This is a genomic window from Streptomyces diastatochromogenes (genome assembly GCF_002242805.1).
GTDB lineage: Bacteria > Actinomycetota > Actinomycetes > Streptomycetales > Streptomycetaceae > Streptomyces > Streptomyces diastatochromogenes.
Window position 1 is genome coordinate 21,885 of the sequence record NZ_MCGQ01000020.1, and the last position, 17,413, is coordinate 39,297.

At 70.7% G+C, this 17,413-nt stretch carries 15 protein-coding genes and 2 pseudogenes; 8 read left to right on the plus strand and 9 right to left on the minus strand.

The genetic code is table 11. The features are described from left to right. From BEK98_RS23070 to BEK98_RS23080, 3 genes are all read left to right on the plus strand, one after another. Positions 1–912, plus strand: coding sequence for a D-alanyl-D-alanine carboxypeptidase family protein (locus BEK98_RS23070; protein WP_094218554.1), 912 nt, complete (start codon positions 1–3; stop codon positions 910–912). 65 nt (positions 913–977) lie between these two features. Beyond that, entirely contained in the window at positions 978–1,520 is a 543-nt protein-coding gene (locus BEK98_RS23075) for an RNA polymerase sigma factor (RefSeq protein ID WP_094218555.1), read from the plus strand. Next, positions 1,517–1,969, plus strand: coding sequence for a hypothetical protein (locus tag BEK98_RS23080; protein ID WP_143684153.1), 453 nt, complete (start codon positions 1,517–1,519; stop codon positions 1,967–1,969). The genes BEK98_RS23075 and BEK98_RS23080 overlap by 4 nt, the downstream gene beginning before the upstream one ends. Here the strand turns inward: BEK98_RS23080 and BEK98_RS23085 are convergent. The 4 genes and pseudogenes from BEK98_RS23085 to murJ form a co-directional block, all read right to left on the minus strand. Continuing rightward, a complete protein-coding gene (locus tag BEK98_RS23085; RefSeq protein ID WP_094218557.1) occupies positions 1,966–2,883 on the minus strand; it encodes an alpha/beta fold hydrolase in 918 nt (305 codons plus the stop codon). The two genes, BEK98_RS23080 and BEK98_RS23085, sit on opposite strands and share 4 nt — an antisense overlap. Before the next feature lie 122 nt (positions 2,884–3,005). Beyond that, complete coding sequence (locus tag BEK98_RS23090) at positions 3,006–3,758, minus strand: hypothetical protein (protein WP_094218558.1); 753 nt, start codon at positions 3,756–3,758, stop codon at positions 3,006–3,008. Positions 3,759–3,838: 80 nt separating this feature from the next. Beyond that, positions 3,839–4,000: pseudogene (locus BEK98_RS23095) on the minus strand (DUF397 domain-containing protein); the annotation flags it as partial. Between the two features lie 189 nt (positions 4,001–4,189). After that, complete coding sequence (gene murJ / locus BEK98_RS23100) at positions 4,190–5,848, minus strand: murein biosynthesis integral membrane protein MurJ (RefSeq protein ID WP_094218559.1); 1,659 nt, start codon at positions 5,846–5,848, stop codon at positions 4,190–4,192. A gap of 130 nt (positions 5,849–5,978) precedes the next feature. On the opposite strand from murJ, the gene BEK98_RS23105 reads away from it, so the two are divergent. Further along, positions 5,979–6,956, plus strand: a complete 978-nt coding sequence (locus BEK98_RS23105) for a BRO-N domain-containing protein (RefSeq protein WP_094218560.1) — start codon at positions 5,979–5,981, stop codon at positions 6,954–6,956. Between the two features lie 69 nt (positions 6,957–7,025). On the opposite strand, the gene BEK98_RS23110 is transcribed toward BEK98_RS23105, so the two are convergent. From BEK98_RS23110 to pdhA, 3 genes are read right to left on the minus strand one after another with little or no spacing between them, the layout of a single operon-like run. Further along, a complete protein-coding gene (locus BEK98_RS23110; protein ID WP_094218561.1) occupies positions 7,026–8,423 on the minus strand; it encodes a dihydrolipoamide acetyltransferase family protein in 1,398 nt (465 codons plus the stop codon). An 11-nt stretch (positions 8,424–8,434) separates the two neighbouring features. Then, the gene (locus BEK98_RS23115) at positions 8,435–9,421 is read right to left on the minus strand and encodes an alpha-ketoacid dehydrogenase subunit beta (protein WP_094218562.1); all 987 of its coding nucleotides are present in this window, start codon (positions 9,419–9,421) and stop codon (positions 8,435–8,437) included. A gap of 2 nt (positions 9,422–9,423) precedes the next feature. Continuing rightward, positions 9,424–10,635 (minus strand): pyruvate dehydrogenase (acetyl-transferring) E1 component subunit alpha, encoded by a 1,212-nt coding sequence (gene pdhA / locus BEK98_RS23120; protein ID WP_094218563.1) that lies wholly within the window; start codon positions 10,633–10,635, stop codon positions 9,424–9,426. 356 nt (positions 10,636–10,991) lie between these two features. Here pdhA and BEK98_RS51300 point away from each other — a divergent pair. Both BEK98_RS51300 and BEK98_RS23130 read left to right on the plus strand, forming a co-directional pair. Beyond that, positions 10,992–11,066: pseudogene (locus tag BEK98_RS51300) on the plus strand (DNA-binding response regulator); the annotation flags it as partial. 120 nt (positions 11,067–11,186) lie between these two features. Beyond that, the gene (locus BEK98_RS23130; RefSeq protein WP_208643200.1) at positions 11,187–12,230 is read left to right on the plus strand and encodes a phosphotransferase; all 1,044 of its coding nucleotides are present in this window, start codon (positions 11,187–11,189) and stop codon (positions 12,228–12,230) included. 149 nt (positions 12,231–12,379) lie between these two features. On the opposite strand, the gene BEK98_RS23135 is transcribed toward BEK98_RS23130, so the two are convergent. After that, the gene (locus BEK98_RS23135) at positions 12,380–13,999 is read right to left on the minus strand and encodes a protein kinase domain-containing protein (RefSeq protein WP_167444240.1); all 1,620 of its coding nucleotides are present in this window, start codon (positions 13,997–13,999) and stop codon (positions 12,380–12,382) included. Positions 14,000–14,342: 343 nt separating this feature from the next. On the opposite strand from BEK98_RS23135, the gene BEK98_RS23140 reads away from it, so the two are divergent. Beyond that, on the plus strand, positions 14,343–16,001 hold the full coding sequence (locus BEK98_RS23140; RefSeq protein WP_094218564.1) for a protein kinase domain-containing protein: 1,659 nt from the start codon (positions 14,343–14,345) through the stop codon (positions 15,999–16,001). A gap of 71 nt (positions 16,002–16,072) precedes the next feature. Here the strand turns inward: BEK98_RS23140 and BEK98_RS23145 are convergent, their stop codons facing one another. Continuing rightward, on the minus strand, positions 16,073–16,612 hold the full coding sequence (locus tag BEK98_RS23145) for a bacterial proteasome activator family protein (protein ID WP_094218565.1): 540 nt from the start codon (positions 16,610–16,612) through the stop codon (positions 16,073–16,075). A gap of 170 nt (positions 16,613–16,782) precedes the next feature. On the opposite strand from BEK98_RS23145, the gene BEK98_RS23150 reads away from it, so the two are divergent. Continuing rightward, positions 16,783–17,409, plus strand: coding sequence for a hypothetical protein (locus BEK98_RS23150; protein ID WP_094218566.1), 627 nt, complete (start codon positions 16,783–16,785; stop codon positions 17,407–17,409). Positions 17,410–17,413: the final 4 nt, after the last annotated feature.

Consider the following 17,413-nt stretch of genomic DNA (forward strand, 5'->3'; position numbering starts at 1 on the left):
TTGATTACCGGCATTAAGGGCACCCGCCGCATCCGCCGCGCAAGCGCCGTCGCCCTCACGTCCGGCGCGCTGTTCGCCGCCGGGGCCTTCACCGCTGCGCCCGCGCAGGCCGTCACGACGCCCTCGATCGTGGCCAAGGGCGGTTACGTGATGAACAACGCGACCGGCACGACGCTGTACACCAAGGCAGCGGACACCAAGCGCTCCACCGGCTCCACCACCAAGATCATGACCGCCAAGGTCGTGCTCGCCCAGTCGAACCTCAACCTCGACGCCAAGGTGACGATCAAGAAGGAGTACAGCGACTACGTCGTCAGGAACAACGCCTCCCAGGCGCACCTGATCGTCGGCGACAAGGTCACCGTCCGTCAGCTTCTCTACGGCCTGATGCTGCCGTCCGGCTGCGACGCCGCCTACGCCCTCGCCGACAAGTACGGCTCCGGCGCCACCATGGCCGACCGCGTGAAGTCCTTCATCGGCAAGATGAACACCGCCGCGAAGAACCTCGGCCTGAAGACCACGAGCACGCACTTCGACTCGTTCGACGGCATCGGCAACGGCAACAACTACTCGACGCCGCGCGACCTGACGAAGATCGCCAGCAGCGCGATGAAGAACTCCACGTTCCGCACGATCGTCAAGACGAAGTCGTACACGGCGAAGACGATCACCAAGACGGGCAGCACCCGCACGATGAACCCGTGGACCAACACCAACGGGCTCCTCAGCAGCTACAGCGGCACCATCGGCGTGAAGACCGGCTCCGGCCCCGAGGCCGGCTACTGCCTCGTCTTCGCCGCCACCCGCAACGGCAAGACGGTCATCGGCACCGTCCTCTCCTCCACCTCCATCCCGAACCGCGAGTCGGACGCCAAGAAGCTCATGAACTACGGCTTCGCCAAGCTCGGCTGACAGCTGTTTCGGCACCCGGGCCCGTCGCGGATCGCGGCGGGCCCGTCGCGTAGGGTGACCCCGTCATGGACACACAGGGGGACGCCGCCGAGCCGTGGGAGACCGCCGCCGAGCTGGTCCGGGCCGCCCAGGACGGGGACGCCCTCGCGATGGACGAGTTGCTGACCCTGGTGACCCCGTACGTGACCCGCCTGTGCCGCCCGATCGCGCCGCACGACATGCCCGACGCCGTACAGGAGTCGCTCGTCGCGGTCTTCAAGGGCCTGCGCGGGCTGCGTGATCCGCTCGCCTTCTACGGCTGGGTGCGCACGGTCACCGTCCGCGAGGCGGTCCGGGTCGCCCGGCGCACCGCGGTCGAGGAACCGGCCGACCCCTCCGACCTGGCCCGGCTCGGCGGACTGCGCACCGGCACCGACGGCGAGCTGCCCGCCGACGTCCGGGACGTACTCGCCCGGCTGCCGGTACGGCACCGCGCGGTCCTGGTCCTGCGCGAGCTGGAGGGCCTGGACGAGGCCGCCGTGGCCGAACTGCTCGGGGTCCCCACGGGCACCGTCAAGTCCCGGCTGCACCGGGCCCGTTCCGCGTTCCGGAAGGCGTGGTCGCGATGAACACCGATCCCGTACTGCGCCTGCGCGTCCTGGCCGCCGGTCTGCACGCCGGCCTGTACACCGAGCAACACCTCCCACTGCCGTACGAACAGGTCTGGTCGGTCGCCTCCGACCTGTCTTCGGAGTTGCCCCATCTGGTCCCCTTTCTGCGTGAGTTCCGTGTCCCACCGGGCGACGCCGACCGCAAGCCGGCCCTGGCGGTGGGCCGCTCGGGCCTGCGTGAAGCCTTCGAGGTACGCCTCGCCCCCGGCTCGTGCCTGATGCAGTCCCGCCTGATCGTGGGCGGCATGGCGGCCGTACCGGAGGGCGCCGGCACGCGCTTCGCCGTCCTCGGCGCCACCCGCCCCACCGCCCTGCGCCCGGTCCAGTGGCTGTACGGCAGCCTGCTCGGCGAGCGGCGCGGCCAGGCGTTCGTGCACCGGCTCACCGAGCGGGCGGCACTGCGTTAGCGCGACTCGGCGAAGAGTTTCCCGATCGCCTCGGCGACCTCCTCCGGCCGCTCCTGCGGCAGATAGTGTCCGGCCCCCTGCACCAGCCGCACAGTCAGATCGTCGGCGTACGGCTCCGACCCGGCCAGCACTGGCGGCGGGACCACCACGTCCCGCTCCCCGCCGAGCAGCAGCGTGGGCACGGTCAGCCGGTGCCGGCGCCAGGTGCCGCGGACCAGCGCAGCTATGTCACGCAGGACGTACTGCCAGAACAGGGACTGTGCGGCGGCCGCGCTCGCGGAGGTCGCGGCCGCGTACTCGGCGAGTTCGACGTCCGTCCACACGGCCGGGTCGGCCGCCTGATGACGCAGCAGAAAGCGGGTGAAGCCGGGCCAGTGCCGCAGGACGGCCCGCCCGAGCACCGGGTACTCGACGAACGCGGTGTACCACATCCGCCACAGGTTGGGCAGGACCGCCCGGTGCCGGGGCCAGGGGTGGGACATGTTCAGCGCCAGGTACCCGGTGAACCGCTCCGGCGCCCGCAGGCACAGCCGGAACCCCAAGTGGGCACCCCAGTCGTGACCGACCAGCCCGACCCGCTCCAGCCCGAGCGCGTCCAGCAGTGCGAGGGTGTCGTCCGCCAGGCCGTCCATGTCGTAACCCCGCCGGGTGACCTCGGACCAGCCGAAGCCCCGCAGGTCCGGGCAGATCAGCCGGTACCCGTCCGGCACCAGGGCGGCGACCTTGTGCCAGGCGTACCAGTGCTGCGGGAAGCCGTGCAGCATCAGCAGCGGGATGCCGGTGGCGCTGGTGCCGTCGGTGCCTCCGTACTCGGCGAGGTGCAGCCGGGTGCCCCGGACCGTCGGCCAACGGTGCTCGGCGCGTATGTCCTCGGGCATCGGACGGTCGGACACGACCGCGGTGTGCGGTGCCATGCATGACCCCTCTCGGGCCGGTGCGGTCCCCCGTCGGGTCCGCGTCGCCGGGTCAGGAGTGGGGGCAGCTGCGAAAGGTTCCCTCCTTTCTCTTTCATGTCCCGGACTTGCGCGAGGCCGCCTCAGGTCAGCTGGTCGTAGGTCTTGAAGGTGTAGGAGGCGTCGTACGACATCAGGTTCTGGTCGGTCGCCGGCAGGCCGAGCCGTCGGTTGAGGGACGAGGTGAGCGGCCCGCAGTGCTCGGCGGCCGGAGCGGTGAAGGTGTCGTCGTACGCCGAGAACTCGATCACCGGCGGATCCTGGGAGACCCACTTGGAGGGGCCCGAGCGCTTGAGCTGGAAGTCGACGGGTTCGCCGGCCCCGATGGTGCAGCCGTGCGGCAGCAGCGGTCCTATGAGCCGGAAGCGGAGGCTGAACCGGCCGGTGTAGAAGTCGGACCGGCCACCGTACTCCGGCTGTATCGCCATCCCCGGGACCGGCGCGTGATCGCCTGCCGGGGTCCCGGTCAGCCCTCCCGGCACTGCGGTCGGCACGGTGTGCATCGCTCCCCACACCTGCCCGTTGCTGCCGTCCGGCAGGGGACCCTCGGCGTGGGTCATGGTGATCTGGGCGAGGTTCACCGTGACCTTGCCGATGGTCAGCCGAGGGGCGGCGGTGTGCACTTCACATCTCCAGCGGGCCGGGTCGACGCCGTCGGGCAGCGCGGGACAGTCACTGAAGTCGGTCGCGGACGGGGAGACTGCCGCAGGCGCGGCAGCGGCCACACCCGGCGCGCACACCGCCGCGGCACCTGCCAGGGCGGCGGCACCGGCGAGGCCGGCAGCGGCACGGCGACCGACGGAGGAACGGAAACGAGCGGCGCTGGTTTTCGACATGACATCAGCGTGCCGCTCAGCCCCCACCGACCACATCGGTGACTCCCCCAGCCCTACCCCGAGTCAACCCTGATGCCGTGTCAGGGGCTGACGGGGTCCCTGCATCCCACGTACACCGCAAAGGACCGCCACGACTCGGGCGCGAACTCGACTATCGGCCCGCAAGGGTCCTCGGAGTCGCGGACGGCGACGGTGTGGGGGATGTTGCGCGCGACTTCGACGCACTCGCCGTTGCCGCTGCTGTAGGTGGACCTCTACCAGTTGCCGCAGCGCACCCTCGCCGTCCGTGAGTCGCACTTGCCGAGCGATCTTCGCCTCGACGAAGTCCCCTCCCCGACACCGGACCGTCCACGCGGGCCCGGCTGACCGGAGGTCGACGACCGGCTCGGCACGCCCCGCGCCGACCTACGGACCTCCGGCGTAAGGGGTGCTCAGCCGAGGCCGGGCAGCCGCCGGAATTCGGCGATACGCAGCAGGCGGCCGAGGGCCAAGTACGTCACGGCCAGGGCGAAAGCGCCGGTGGCCGTGGCGAGGGCCGCCGCCGCCGTACCGCTCCCGCCCAGGGCTGCCGCGCAGACCCGCGCCGCCGCCCAGCCCGCGACCGCTCCCGCGGCGCCGGCGCACAGCAGCTTGGCGTACGTGCCGCGCAGGGTGCCGTCGGCCAGGCGGCCGCCGGTGCGGCGGGCCAGCAGGCGGGCGGTGAGGGCGAGGCCGGCGAAGTAGGAGAGGGTGTAGGCGCCGGCCATGCCCGTGACGGCCCAGCGAGCGGGCAACAAGAGGTGGCAGGCGGTCGCGAGGGCAATGTTCACGACGCCGATCCAGACCGCCATGAAGAACGGTGTACGGGTGTCCTCGAAGGCGTAGAAGCCGCGCAGCAGCAGGTACTGGGCCGAGAAGGGGATCAGGCCGAGGCCGAACGCCTGGAGCATGTGGCCGAGGGGCTGGACGGACGAGGCGTCGGCGGCGCCATGGGCGAACAGCAGCGTCGCGATCTGTGGGCCGAGCGCGGCGAACAGGAAGGCGGCGGGCACGATGACGACCCCGCTGATCCGCAGCGCCCGGGACAGGTCCGCGCGCAGATCGGCGATCCGGCCCTCGGCGGCGGCCTTGCTCATGCGCGGCAGCAGGGCCGTGACCAGGGAGACGGTGACGACGGACTGCGGCAGTGTCCAGATCGCCTGGGCATAGCTGTACGACGTGTAGCCCGCGCCGGCCTTCGGCAGTTCCTGGTCGGCCGCGTTGGCGTAGTTGGTGACCACGGTGAGCGCGATCTGGTTGGCCAGCACGAACAGCAGCGTCCACTTGGCCGCGTGGACGCCGGAGCCGAGTCCGGCGCCGCGCCAGTCGAAGCGGGGCCGGAACCGGAAGCCGGCGGCGCGGGCGAAGGGGATGAGCGCGAGGGCCTGTACGGCGATGCCGACGGTGGTGCCGATGCCGAGCCAGCGGACCTGGGCGGCGGTGATGTCGGCGACCGAGTGCGGGACGGTCATCAGCCCCAGGTAGGCGCTGAACATGCCGATGAGGACGAAGTTGTTGAGAACCGGCGTCCAGGTCATGGCCCCGAACTTCTCGCGGGCGTTGAGGACTTGGCCGAGAATGGTGAAGAGGCCGTAGAAGAAGATCTGCGGCAGCAGGAACCGGGCGAAGACGACGGTGAGCCGGAAGGCCTGATGGCTGTCCGGCGTGTCCCTCATGTACAGGCCCACGATCTGTGGGGCCGCCCAGACGGCGAGTACGGTCCCGGCGGCCAGCACCGTGATGACCAGGGTCACCAGCCGCTGTTCGTAGGCGCGCCCGCCGTCGGGGTGGGTGGCCCGGGCACGCACCAGCTGCGGCACGAGTACGGCGTTCAGGGCGCCGCCGATCAGCAGGATGTACAGGCTGGTCGGCAGGGTGTTCGCCGTGTTGTACGTGCTCGCCAGCAGCCCGTTGCCGAGCGCCGCGCCCTGCAGCACCTGCCGGATCAGCCCGGTCGCCCGTGACACGACGGTGGCTCCGGCCATCAGCACGGAGGACCGGGCGAGCCCGCCCTTCTCCTCCGTCGTCCGCCTTTTCGCATGCCGTGCTGCGCTCTTCGCCCCCGCCACCATGGCGTCAAGATACGGGAGTTGAGATCGGTCCAGCCAAATAAGGGATCTTCCCTCGCAATGGTGAACATCCATCTTGCAGCTGGCATATTCGATTTGCTCCGCTCTACGTTCCGCAGCGGAGGTGGTTCACATGAACGAACCCAGCAAGCAGCCCAACGCGGGCGAGCGGCATGAGGCGATCGACGTCAGCGACTTCGTGTACGCGGCGACCGGAGCCCGGGTGCGACGACTGACCATGCCGGACGGGACTCATTGGTTTCCGGCGGTGGATGTCTGCAAGGAACTCGGGCACACCAACTCGAGGAAGGCTCTCTCCGACCATGTCCCGGAAGAGCACCGAGAGATTCTTGAGACCGTAACTGGAGGTTACGGTCTCAGCATTCCCGCAGGTCGGGAGTGGCGTCGAGACATGAATCTCATCGATCTCCAAGGCCTGATCCTCCTCGTCCAATCCTGTACGAAGGCTGCCTGCGCCCCCTTCAAGCAGTGGGCCGCCGAGGTCATCGAGACCGTTCAGCGAGAGGGCTCCTACACTCTCGAAGAGGCCGAGGTGCAGCCCGCCGAGCCGGGTGCCCCCATCGCGTACGCCATGCCGGAGCAGGTCGCCGAGGCCATCGTGCGGCTTGAGGCGCACAACCTTCAGCTGGACGAGGAGCTGGCGAACGGGCAGCGCGAATCGATCTCGTTGCAGAAGGAGATGCTGGCGATCCAGAGGGAGACGCTGGCCACGCAGAAGGCCACACTCGCCGTGCAACAGGCCCTGGTCCGGGCGATGGAACGCATCGCGGACCGGTTCGACGCTCTCGTTCTCGAACGTCGGGCGCCCGGCGGGCACCTCACGGTGCTGCCCACCACGGAGTCCGTGCTGGCCGACTGGCGGGAACGGCTGTCCGTGACGGAGGACGTGTGGCTCGTGGCCGTCGTCATCGCCCCGGTTCTCGTCGAGAGGGGTGAGCTGCGAGAGCCGCTCGAATCGATCGCGGCCCGTACGGGTCTGTCGGTACGGCGCGTCAACGAATGCCTGCGCCTGCTGCGCAAGCACGCCTGCATCCGCTCACAGGGCGCGGCGGAGGACGGGGCGCCGGTGTACGTGCTCAACCAGCTCTGAGAGTCAGAGGAGGGAGTGGGCGATCGCAAGACCTAGTTGCGACCGCCCACTCCCTCAACCTAGCTGCCCTCACGCCCAGGTGATCAACCGCTTCGGCTGCTCCAGGATCGCCGCGACGTCGGCGAGCACCTTGGAGCCGAGTTCGCCGTCGACCAGGCGGTGGTCGAAGCTCAGGGCCAGGGTGGTGACCTGGCGCGGCTTGACCTTGCCCTTGTGGACCCACGGCTGGAGCTTGATCGCGCCGACCGCGAGGATCGCGGACTCGCCGGGGTTGAGGATCGGCGTGCCGGTGTCGACGCCGAAGACGCCGACGTTGGTGATGGTCACCGTGCCGCCCTGCATCGCCGCGGGGGACGTCTTGCCCTCGCGGGCCGTCGCCACCAGCTCGCCCAGGGACTCGGCCAGCTGCGGGAGCGTCTTGGCGTGGGCGTCCTTGATGTTCGGGACGATCAGGCCGCGGGGAGTGGCCGCCGCGATGCCCAGGTTCACGTAGTGCTTGAGCACGATCTCCTGGTGGGGCTCGTCCCAGGACGCGTTGATGTCCGGGTTGCGCTTGATGGCGACCAGCAGGGCCTTGGCGATCAGGAGCAGCGGGTTCACCCGCAGGCCCTGGAACTCCTTGTCCTGCTTGAGTTCCTCGACCAGCTTCATCGTGCGCGTCACGTCCACCGTCACGAACTCGGTGACGTGCGGCGCCGTGAACGCGGAGCCGATCATGGCCTGCGCGGTCGCCTTGCGGACGCCCTTGACCGGGATGCGGGTCTCGCGGGCGCCGTCGTAGGCCACGACGGGTGCGGGAACCGGGGCGGTGGTGGGGGCTTCCACGACGACCGGCGCGGTGGCCTCGGCAGCCTTGGGGGCCGCCGCCGCGTGGACGTCCTCGCGGGTGATGACGCCGTCCGGGCCGGACGGGGTGATCGTGGCGAGGTCGACGCCGAGGTCCTTCGCCAGCTTGCGCACCGGCGGCTTGGCCAGCGGGCGGGGCTGGGCGGGGACGGCGGCGCCGTGGCCGTTCAGCTCGGTCTGGATGGCCTGGGCCGCGGCCGGGACGGTGACCTCCGGGCCCTTGCGCGGGCGGCGCTTGGTGGAGGTGGTCGCCACGCCGTAGCCGACCAGGACCGGCTGGCGGCCCTCCGGCTTGGGCTCCTCCGCCTTGGGTGCCGCCTTCGGCTGCTCGGCGGGAGCGGGGGTTTCCGCCGGTGCGCCGCCGGCCACGTCCACCGCGATGATGGACGTGCCCACGTCCACCGTGGTGCCCTCGGGGAAGTGCAGCGCGCGGACCACGCCGTCGTAGGGGATGGGGAGTTCGACGGCCGCCTTGGCGGTCTCGACCTCGCACACCACCTGGCCGTCGGTGACCGTGTCACCGGGCTGGACGTACCACTTGAGGATCTCGGCCTCGGTGAGTCCCTCGCCCACGTCGGGCATCTTGAACTCGCGTACGGAAGCTTCCGTCATCGTCGTCACGAACCCTCTCCTCAGTACGCCAGGGCACGGTCGACGGCGTCGAGCACCCGGTCCAGACCCGGCAGGTACTCCTCCTCCAGGCGCGCCGGCGGGTACGGGGCGTGGTAGCCGCCGACCCGGAGCACCGGGGCCTCCAGGTGGTAGAAGCAGCGCTCCGTGATCCGGGCGGCGATCTCCGCACCGGAGCCGAAGAACACCGGCGCCTCGTGGACGACGACCAGGCGGCGGGTCTTCTCGACCGAGGCCTGGATGGTGTCGAAGTCGAGGGGGCTGACCGAGCGCAGGTCCAGCACCTCCAGGGACTTGCCCTCCTCGGCGGCCGCGTTCGCGACCTCCTGGCACAGCTTCACCATCGGGCCGTAGGCGGCCAGGGTGAGGTCCGTGCCCTCGCGGACGACCTGTGCCTTGTGCAGCGGGCCGGGGATGGCGTCGGTGCTGACCTCGCCCTTGTCCCAGTAGCGCCGCTTGGGCTCGAAGTAGATCACCGGGTCGTCGCTCTGGATGGCCTGCTGCATCATCCAGTACGCGTCGGACGCGTTGGAGGGGCTGACCACCTTCAGGCCCGCCACGTGCGCGAACAGCGACTCGGGGGACTCGGAGTGGTGCTCGACCGCGCCGATGCCGCCGCCGTAGGGGATGCGGATGACGACCGGCATCTTGACCTTGCCCAGCGCACGGGCGTGCATCTTCGCCAGCTGCGTGACGATCTGGTCGTAGGCCGGGAAGACGAAGCCGTCGAACTGGATCTCCACCACCGGGCGGTAGCCGCGCAGCGCGAGGCCGATCGCGGTGCCGACGATGCCCGACTCGGCGAGCGGGGTGTCGATGACGCGGCTCTCGCCGAAGTCCTTCTGCAGGCCGTCGGTGACCCGGAAGACACCGCCGAGCTTGCCGACGTCCTCGCCCATGACGAGGACCTTGGGGTCCGTCTCCAGAGCGCGGCGCAGCGACTCGTTGATCGCCTTGGCCAGCGCCATGGTCTTGGTCTCGGCTGCCATGATCAGACCCCCTCTGCCTCTGCGTCCGCGAACGACGCCTGGTAGGCGGCGAACTGGGCTCGCTCCTCGTCGACGAGCGCGTGCCCGTCCGCGTACACGTTCTCGAACATGGCGAAGTGGTCCGGGTCCGGCATGGAGCGGACCGCTTCGCGCACTCGCCTGCCCAACGCCTCGGACTCGGCCTCGAGTTCCGCGAAGAATCCCTCGTCCGCGTGGTTTGAGGCCTCGAGGAACCGGCGAAGGCGCAGGATCGGGTCCTTCGCCTCCCAGGACTGCCGCTCCTCGTCGCCCCGGTAGCGGGTGGGGTCGTCGGAGGTGGTGTGGGCGCCCATGCGGTAGGTGTAGGCCTCGACCAGGGTCGGGCCCTCGCCGTTGCGGGCGCGCTCCAGCGCCCACTTGGTGACCGCGAGGCAGGCCAGGACGTCGTTGCCGTCGACGCGTACGCCGGGGAAGCCGTAGCCCTGCGCGCGCTGGTAGAGCGGGACGCGGGTCTGCTTCTCGGTCGGCTCGGAGATCGCCCACTGGTTGTTCTGGCAGAAGAACACCACCGGGGCGTTGTAGACCGCGGAGAAGGTGAACGACTCGGCGACATCGCCCTGGCTGGAGGCGCCGTCGCCGAAGTAGGCGATGACGGCCGAGTCCGCGCCGTCCTTGGCCACGCCCATCGCGTAGCCGGTGGCGTGCAGCGTCTGGGAGCCGATGACGATCGTGTACAGGTGGAAGTTGTTGCTGTTCGGGTCCCAGCCGCCGTTGTTCACGCCGCGGAACATCCCGAGCAGGTTGGCCGGGTCGACCCCGCGGCACCAGGCGACGCCGTGCTCGCGGTAGGTCGGGAAGACGTAGTCGTCGTCGCGCAGGGCCCGGCCGGAGCCGATCTGGGCGGCCTCCTGGCCGAGCAGCGAGGCCCACAGGCCCAGCTCGCCCTGGCGCTGCAGGGAGGTGGCCTCGGCGTCGAACCGGCGGGTGAGCACCATGTCGCGGTACAGGCCGCGCAGCTCCTCGGGGGTGATCCCGGCGACGTAGGCGTCGTACTCGGCGTTCTTGACCCGCTCGCCCTCGGGCGTCAGGAGCTGCACGAGTTCCGGGTCGGTGCTCTTCTTGGTGGTGCGGGTGGTGCGCTTGGTGCCGGTGGTTCCGGTACTGCTGCCGGTGGTGCCGGCCTTGCCTGCGGCGCTGCGTCGCGGCTTGCGCGCGGCACTGCTGTCCACGGTCACGTGTGCTCCTCCGTCGTTCCGGCCCCCGGGGTTGCCGGTAGGCCAGTGCGGCTCACCTGTTCTCGACCACCGGGCACGGGGTGGGTGCCACTCGGCCGGGAACAGGCGTGACAGGTGCCCCGGCGAGCGCCCTGCAACTTTTACGTTACCCAGTGCTCCACATTTCTGTGAAACCCCTCCTGACCTGCGATTTTGCTTGGATTTCCAAGTAAATCCGCAGGGCTCGGAAGACCGCTGGTCACAGCCTTGCAGGAGGCCGGAGCAACGGCACGTTATCCCGGCCACCCCGGGCACGGGAAGAGTCAATGTGTGACACTGCCCTCGTCCGCGAAGGCGGAAAAATCCAGGTATGGGATGGCACCGCGGCCGACGCGCTGCTACGGATTCCGGCCACCCGACCCGACGTCACCGTGCTCGACGAGCGCCACCCGTGCACCTGACCGTCGCTCCGGAGTTCGTCACGGTGCACAGCGTGACCGAAAGCGACCAGCGGCGACTGCCTGTGATAAGCCCCAGCTCACGGCCGCTTTTCGTGCCCTAACATCTGGCGCGTGCCGCGCTCATGTGTACCACCCCTCCCGCCCCATGCGCCCCCTCTGGGCGCCCTGCTGCGCCTGTACGCCGCCGGTACCGCCCTCACCTGCGAACCCGTCGACCAGGGCCTGCTCAACCGCGGCTACCGGCTGTGCACCACCCGCGGCCGCTACTTCCTCAAGCACCACTTCGACCCGGACACCGCCGACCCGGCCGCCATCGAACGCCGGCACCGGGCCACCCAGCGCCTGGCCGATCTCGGCGTCCCGGTCGCCCCGCCGCTCGCGCACCGCGAGGGCCGCACGGTCGCCGTCGTCGGCGGCCACGCCTACGCCCTGCACCCCTGGATCGACGGCAGGCACCGCCACGGCGGCCAGCTGACCCGCGGGGAGAGCGCACGCCTGGGGGCGCTCCTGGGCGCCGTACACGCCTGCCTGGAGCGCGTGATGCCCCCCAAGGGGCGCACGCGCCCGGCCACGAGCCCGCATCCCGTGGAGAGCGCCGATCCGGCCGCCACCTTCGCCCTCATCGACGACCTGCTCGCCCACGTCCGCCGCCACCGCCCCGCCGACGCCTTCGACGAACTGGCCCGCCACCGCCTTCTGGAGCGCCGCGCGCTGCTGGAGCAGCACGCCGACCGGCGCCCCCCGCGCGGCGGCTCGGTGGGCTGGGTGCACGGCGACTTCCACCCCTTCAACCTGCTCTACAAGGGCGACGCCCCGGCCGCCATCGTCGACTGGGACCGGCTCGGCGTGCAGCCCCGCGCCGAGGAGGCCGTACGCGCCGCCGCGATCTTCTTCGTACGGCCCGCGGGGGCGCTGGACCTGCCCAAGGTGCGGGCGTACGCGCGCACGTACCGGCGCGCGGCCGGCGCCACGCCCTCGGAGCTCGCGGCGGCCGTGCACCGGGTGTGGTGGGAGCGCCTGAACGACTTCTGGATGCTGCGCTGGCACTACGAGCGCGGTGACACACGCGCGGACTGCCAGTTCCCGGCCGCCTCGGCGCTGGCGGTGTGGTGGACACGGGAGTACGACGCGGTGTGCGACGCCTTCGTGGAGTGACGGCCTCGAAGAGGTCGCGCACAGAGGTCGCACACAGAGGGGTCGCGCACAACGGCACGCGCGCGTGGAGCCGTTGCTCGCACGCGCGCGTGGGGTGATCTAGCCGTGGTGTCTCAGGCTGTTGCCGGACCCGACGGCGTCGGAGGCCTTCAAGTTCCGTTGCCGGCCGTGGTACCGGTCGTGGTGCCCGCGTCGGTGCCGCCGACCGTGGTGCCCGCGTCCGTGCCGCCATCGGTGGTGCCCGCGTCAGTGCCACCGTCCGTGGTGCCCGCGTCCGTGCCGCCGTCCGTCGGGGTGGTCTCCGGATCCGTCGGCTCCGTCGAGGTCGCCGGGTCGGTCGGCTCGGAGGTCGCCGTGTCGGACGGGGTCACCGACGGCGTGTACGACGGCGTCCAGTCCGAACCGGTGCCGCCCGTGGCCGAACCATCGTCCGTGGTCGTGTCCGTGGGCTGATCGGTGGAGTCGTCGGACGGCGTCTCGGAGGCCTTGTCGTCCTTCTTGGTCTGCGAGTGGCTCGGCGTCGGATCGGTGCCGCCGCCGGTGCCGTTGCCCGTGTTGTTCAGCGCGATCGCGACACCGGCCGCGATCGCGATCACCGCGAAGACGGCGAGGATCCACAGCTTGCCGCGGCCGCTGCCCTTGTTGCCGTGTCCCTCGAAGCCGCCGTCGTCGCCGTTGCCGTACCCGCCGGGCAGGATCGGCTGCGGGATCTGCGTGGTGCCGGCGCCGAACTCGCCCGGGTGCTGCATCGCGGTCGTACCCGCGAAGCCGCCCGCCGGGGTCTGCCGGCCGTCGTGCGCCACCACCGGCCCGGTGTTCCAGGTGCCGGTGTGGCCGCCCTGGTCGTACAGCATCTGCAGGCCGTACTGGACCATGCCGCGCATCTCTTCGGCCGTCTGGAACCGGTCGTCGGGCTCCTTGGCGAGCGAGCGCATGACCATGCCGTCCAGCTCCGGCGGGCAGCCGTCGGAGAACTCGGAGGGCGGGGTCGGAATGTCCTGGACGTGCTGGTAGACCACCGACAGCGGGGTCTCACCGGTGAACGGAGGCCGGAGCGCGAGGAGTTCGTAGAGCAGGCAGCCGGTCGCGTAGAGGTCGGAGCGGTGGTCGACGGCCTTGCCGAGCGCCTGCTCCGGGGAGAGGTACTGCGGGGTGCCCATGACCATGCCGGTCTGCGTCATCGTTGTCGAGGCGCCGTGCAGGGCGCGGGCGATGCCGAAGTCCATCACCTTGACGGCGCCGTTGTGGGTGATGATGACGTTGGCCGGCTTGATGTCGCGGTGCACGATGCCGTGCTGGTGCGAGTAGGCGAGCGCCTCCAGCACACCGGAGACGATGATCAGGGCCTGCTCGGGACCCGGCGCCTCGGCGTTCAGCAGCAGGTCACGGATGGTGCGGCCCTCGACCAGCTCCATCACGATGTACGGCACGGACTGGCCGCCCACGTAGTCCTCGCCGGAGTCGTACACGGCGACGATCGCGTGGTGGTTGAGTCCGGCCACCGACTGGGCCTCGCGCGTGAAACGGGCCTTGGACGTCGGGTCCTCGGCAAGATCGGCACGGAGCAGCTTGACCGCGACCGTGCGGCCCAGACGGACGTCCTCGGCCGCGAACACCTCGGCCATGCCACCCCGGCCCAGCCGGTGGGTCAGCCGGTACCGGCCGTCGCCGACGAGCCCGCCGTTGCCCCACATCTCCGGCGTGTCTGACATGCCGCCGCCAGTCGCCTCGGGGTCGGACGGGCCCTGGGCGCTGTGCGTCTGTGCCATCGGTCCTCGCCGTCGTTTCTGCCCGCGGTGCGCGCGGTGTTGTTACGGTCTCCGTCGGCCACGCTACAGCCTTCATGGGGGCCGCCGGTCCGGATCCGGTGCCGGGACCGGCCCCGGAGTGACCGGTCATGAAACCTCTAGCACGCGCTCTCGTGCAAATTCTGTGTGCCGGTGGTACGGCCGCTGTAACGCTTCCGCGACGCTTCTTTCGCGTACGGTCACGGAACGGGCACCGCGCTTGACGTGTCAGTGCCCTGGGGCAGACTTGGCCGGGAATGACACATTCGATCAAGGCTTGTTCGCTCAATGACGGCGCCGGACGGCCAGTGGGGGACGCGGAGAGATGAGCCAGGACGGCGCACAGGGCCGGTATACGGGAGGGTCGCTGGCCGGCGGCCGCTACCAGCTGCGCGACTTGCTCGGTGAAGGCGGGATGGCCTCGGTTCACCTGGCGTACGACGCCGTGCTGGACCGCCAGGTCGCGATCAAGACGCTCCACACCGAGCTGGGCCGGGAGCAGGCCTTCCGCGAGCGCTTTCGCCGCGAGGCCCAGGCAGTGGCCAAGCTCACGCACACCAACATCGTCTCGGTCTTCGACACCGGAGAAGACACGCTGTCCACCAGCGGCTCCGCCGCGGGCGACGGCGCGCCAATGCCGTACATCGTCATGGAGTACGTCGAGGGCCGCCCGCTCGGCTCGGTGCTCGACGCGGACGTACGGCAGTACGGCGCGATGCCCGCCGACAAGGCCCTGAAGATCACCGCGGACGTGCTGGCCGCGCTGGAGATCAGCCACGAGATGGGGCTGGTCCACCGCGACATCAAGCCGGGCAACGTGATGATGACCAAGCGCGGCGTGGTCAAGGTCATGGACTTCGGTATCGCCCGCGCCATGCAGTCCGGCGTCACCTCTATGACCCAGACCGGCATGGTCGTCGGCACCCCGCAGTACCTCTCGCCCGAGCAGGCCCTGGGCCGGGGCGTCGACGCCCGCTCCGATCTGTACTCGGTCGGCATCATGCTGTTCCAGCTGGTCACCGGGCGGCTGCCGTTCGATGCGGACTCCCCGCTGGCGATCGCGTACGCGCACGTCCAGGAGGAGCCGGTCGCCTCCTCCTCGATCAACCGTTCCCTTCCGCCCGCGGTGGACGCGCTGATCGCCCGCGCGCTGAAGAAGAACCCGAACGAGCGCTTCCCGACCGCCGAGTCCATGCGCGACGAGTGCCTGCGCGTGGCCGCCTCCCTCCAGGCCGCGGCGCCGAGCATCGTGCCGGGCTCCGGTCCGACGCAGAGCGGCGCGGGCGTCGGTTCCGCGGTGTTCCCGCCGGTCGACCAGGCGACCCCGGCGCCCACCGGCCCGGTCCAGACGCCGTACCAGCCGACTCCGGCTCCGGGCCCGTACGGCACCCCGGCGCCGGCCCCGGTCCCCGCGCCGGCGTACGGCTACCCGCAGCAGGCCGGGTACCAGACCCCGCCGGCGGGGTACGGGCAGCAGGCCGCGGCGACCCCGCCGCCGTACAACCTCACGCCCCAGACCACGGTGCAGTCCTCCGGTGGTGGCGGTGGCAAGGGCAACAAGCCGGTGATCATCGGCTCGATCGTGGTGTCCCTCGTCGCGGTCGTCGGTCTGATCGTCGCGCTGACGCTGAACAACGGCGGTGACGACAACCAGGGCGGCGGCGACGCCAGCCCCTCCGCGTCGGCCCATGCGGAGGGCTACCGGGGTCCGGACACGTCGAAGCAGGTCGACAAGACCGAGTGCACGGAGCCGCAGGAGTCCTACAACGACCCGAAGAAGATCACGCTCCCGGACTTCCGTTTCAAGTACATCAAGTCCGTGAAGGACTGCGCGGCCGCCGCGGGCTGGCGGGTGACGACCGTCAAGGTCAACGAGAACACGTACGGCGAGGGTGCGGTGACCGGCCAGTTCCCCAAGCAGGGTACGGACGTCGACCCCAAGCACGTCGAGATCCAGCTCAACGTGTCGACGGGCAACCCCTAGCGGCTACCTGCATGAGGAAGGGCCCGGCGGACTACCGCCGGGCCCTTCGTGCTGAGGTCAGCCTGGGGGAGTTACAGGTACGGTCCGCCCGAGCGGCCGCCCGTGTGGTGGTCCTCGCCGTCGTGGCCCATGCCCGGCGGCAGCGCCCGGCGCATCTGCTCCAGCTGGGCCCGCGCGGCCATCTGCTGGGCGAACAGCGTGGTCTGGATCCCGTGGAACAGGCCCTCCAGCCAGCCCACCAACTGGGCCTGCGCGATGCGCAGTTCCGCGTCGCTCGGGGTTCCGTCGTCGGTGAACGGCAGGGACAGCCGCTCCAGCTCCTCGACCAGCTCCGGCGCCAGCCCGTCCTCCAGCTCCTTCACCGAGCTGCGGTGGATCTCCTTGAGCCGGACCCGGCTCGCCTCGTCCAGGGGAGCCACGCGCACCTCCTCCAGGAGCTGCTTGATCATGCTGCCGATCCGCATCACCTTGGCCGGCTGCTCGACCTGCTCCGTCACCGGAACCTCGCGGGAGTCCTCGCTTGAGCCACCGCCGCCAATCGCCATGCCGTCCTGGCCCACGACCAGGATCTGGGGATTCTCCGGTGACCGTTCGTTCCTCGGCATCTCCATGCCGCCATTCTCTCGCACGCCTACACCTCATCACCGTGGTGCCCCCTCATGGGAGTGATCCACCGTTTAGACCTGTCGGCCCAATCCGGAATGCCCTGGATGCCATGAAATGTGAGGCTGTTTTCCGTCGATGTTCGACGTTCGACGACTGGCTCTGGGAGGTCACCGACGTGACTCCATGGCTGCGACTGACGCTCCGCCTGCTGCGGCTGGTGCTCGTCCTCGCGACGGCCGTGCCCGTGTACGGCGCGGCAACCGCGTACGGCGCCGAGGCCGCCCCGCCGGACTCCCCCGCGCCCTCGGCATCCCCCTCCCCCGCGCCCTCGGCGCGCCGCTCCCCCGCCCTGCGGGTCTCCGCCGCGCCCGCCGCACGGTCTTCCCCCGACGCCTCCGCCTCCCCTTCCGCTCCCCCGGAGCCGTCGCGGGCGGGCAGCCGCGCCGGTGAGGGCCGGAGGCGACCGGGCCGGCCGGACGGGCCGCCCGCGGAGGAAGAAGGCGACGACGACACCGGCCCGTTCACCGGGGCCCCCGACACCGGCGATCCGGAGAACGGCTATCCGGAGGAGCCGGAGACCGCGGTCACCCCGGACCAGGCACCGGCGGTCTCCCAGTCGCCCGCAGAGGCCGGACTGAACCCAGCCCGGCCCCCGCAGCAGCCCGCGGGCCAGAACGCCGTCCGCCAGGGACAGGCCTCCACCGAACCGACCCTGCAGATCCTGCCCCTGGGCAGCGGCCTGGTCCTCATCGGCCTGGGCCTGGGCCTGGCGTTCCTGGGTCTCCGGGTACGGCGCAGCTGATCCG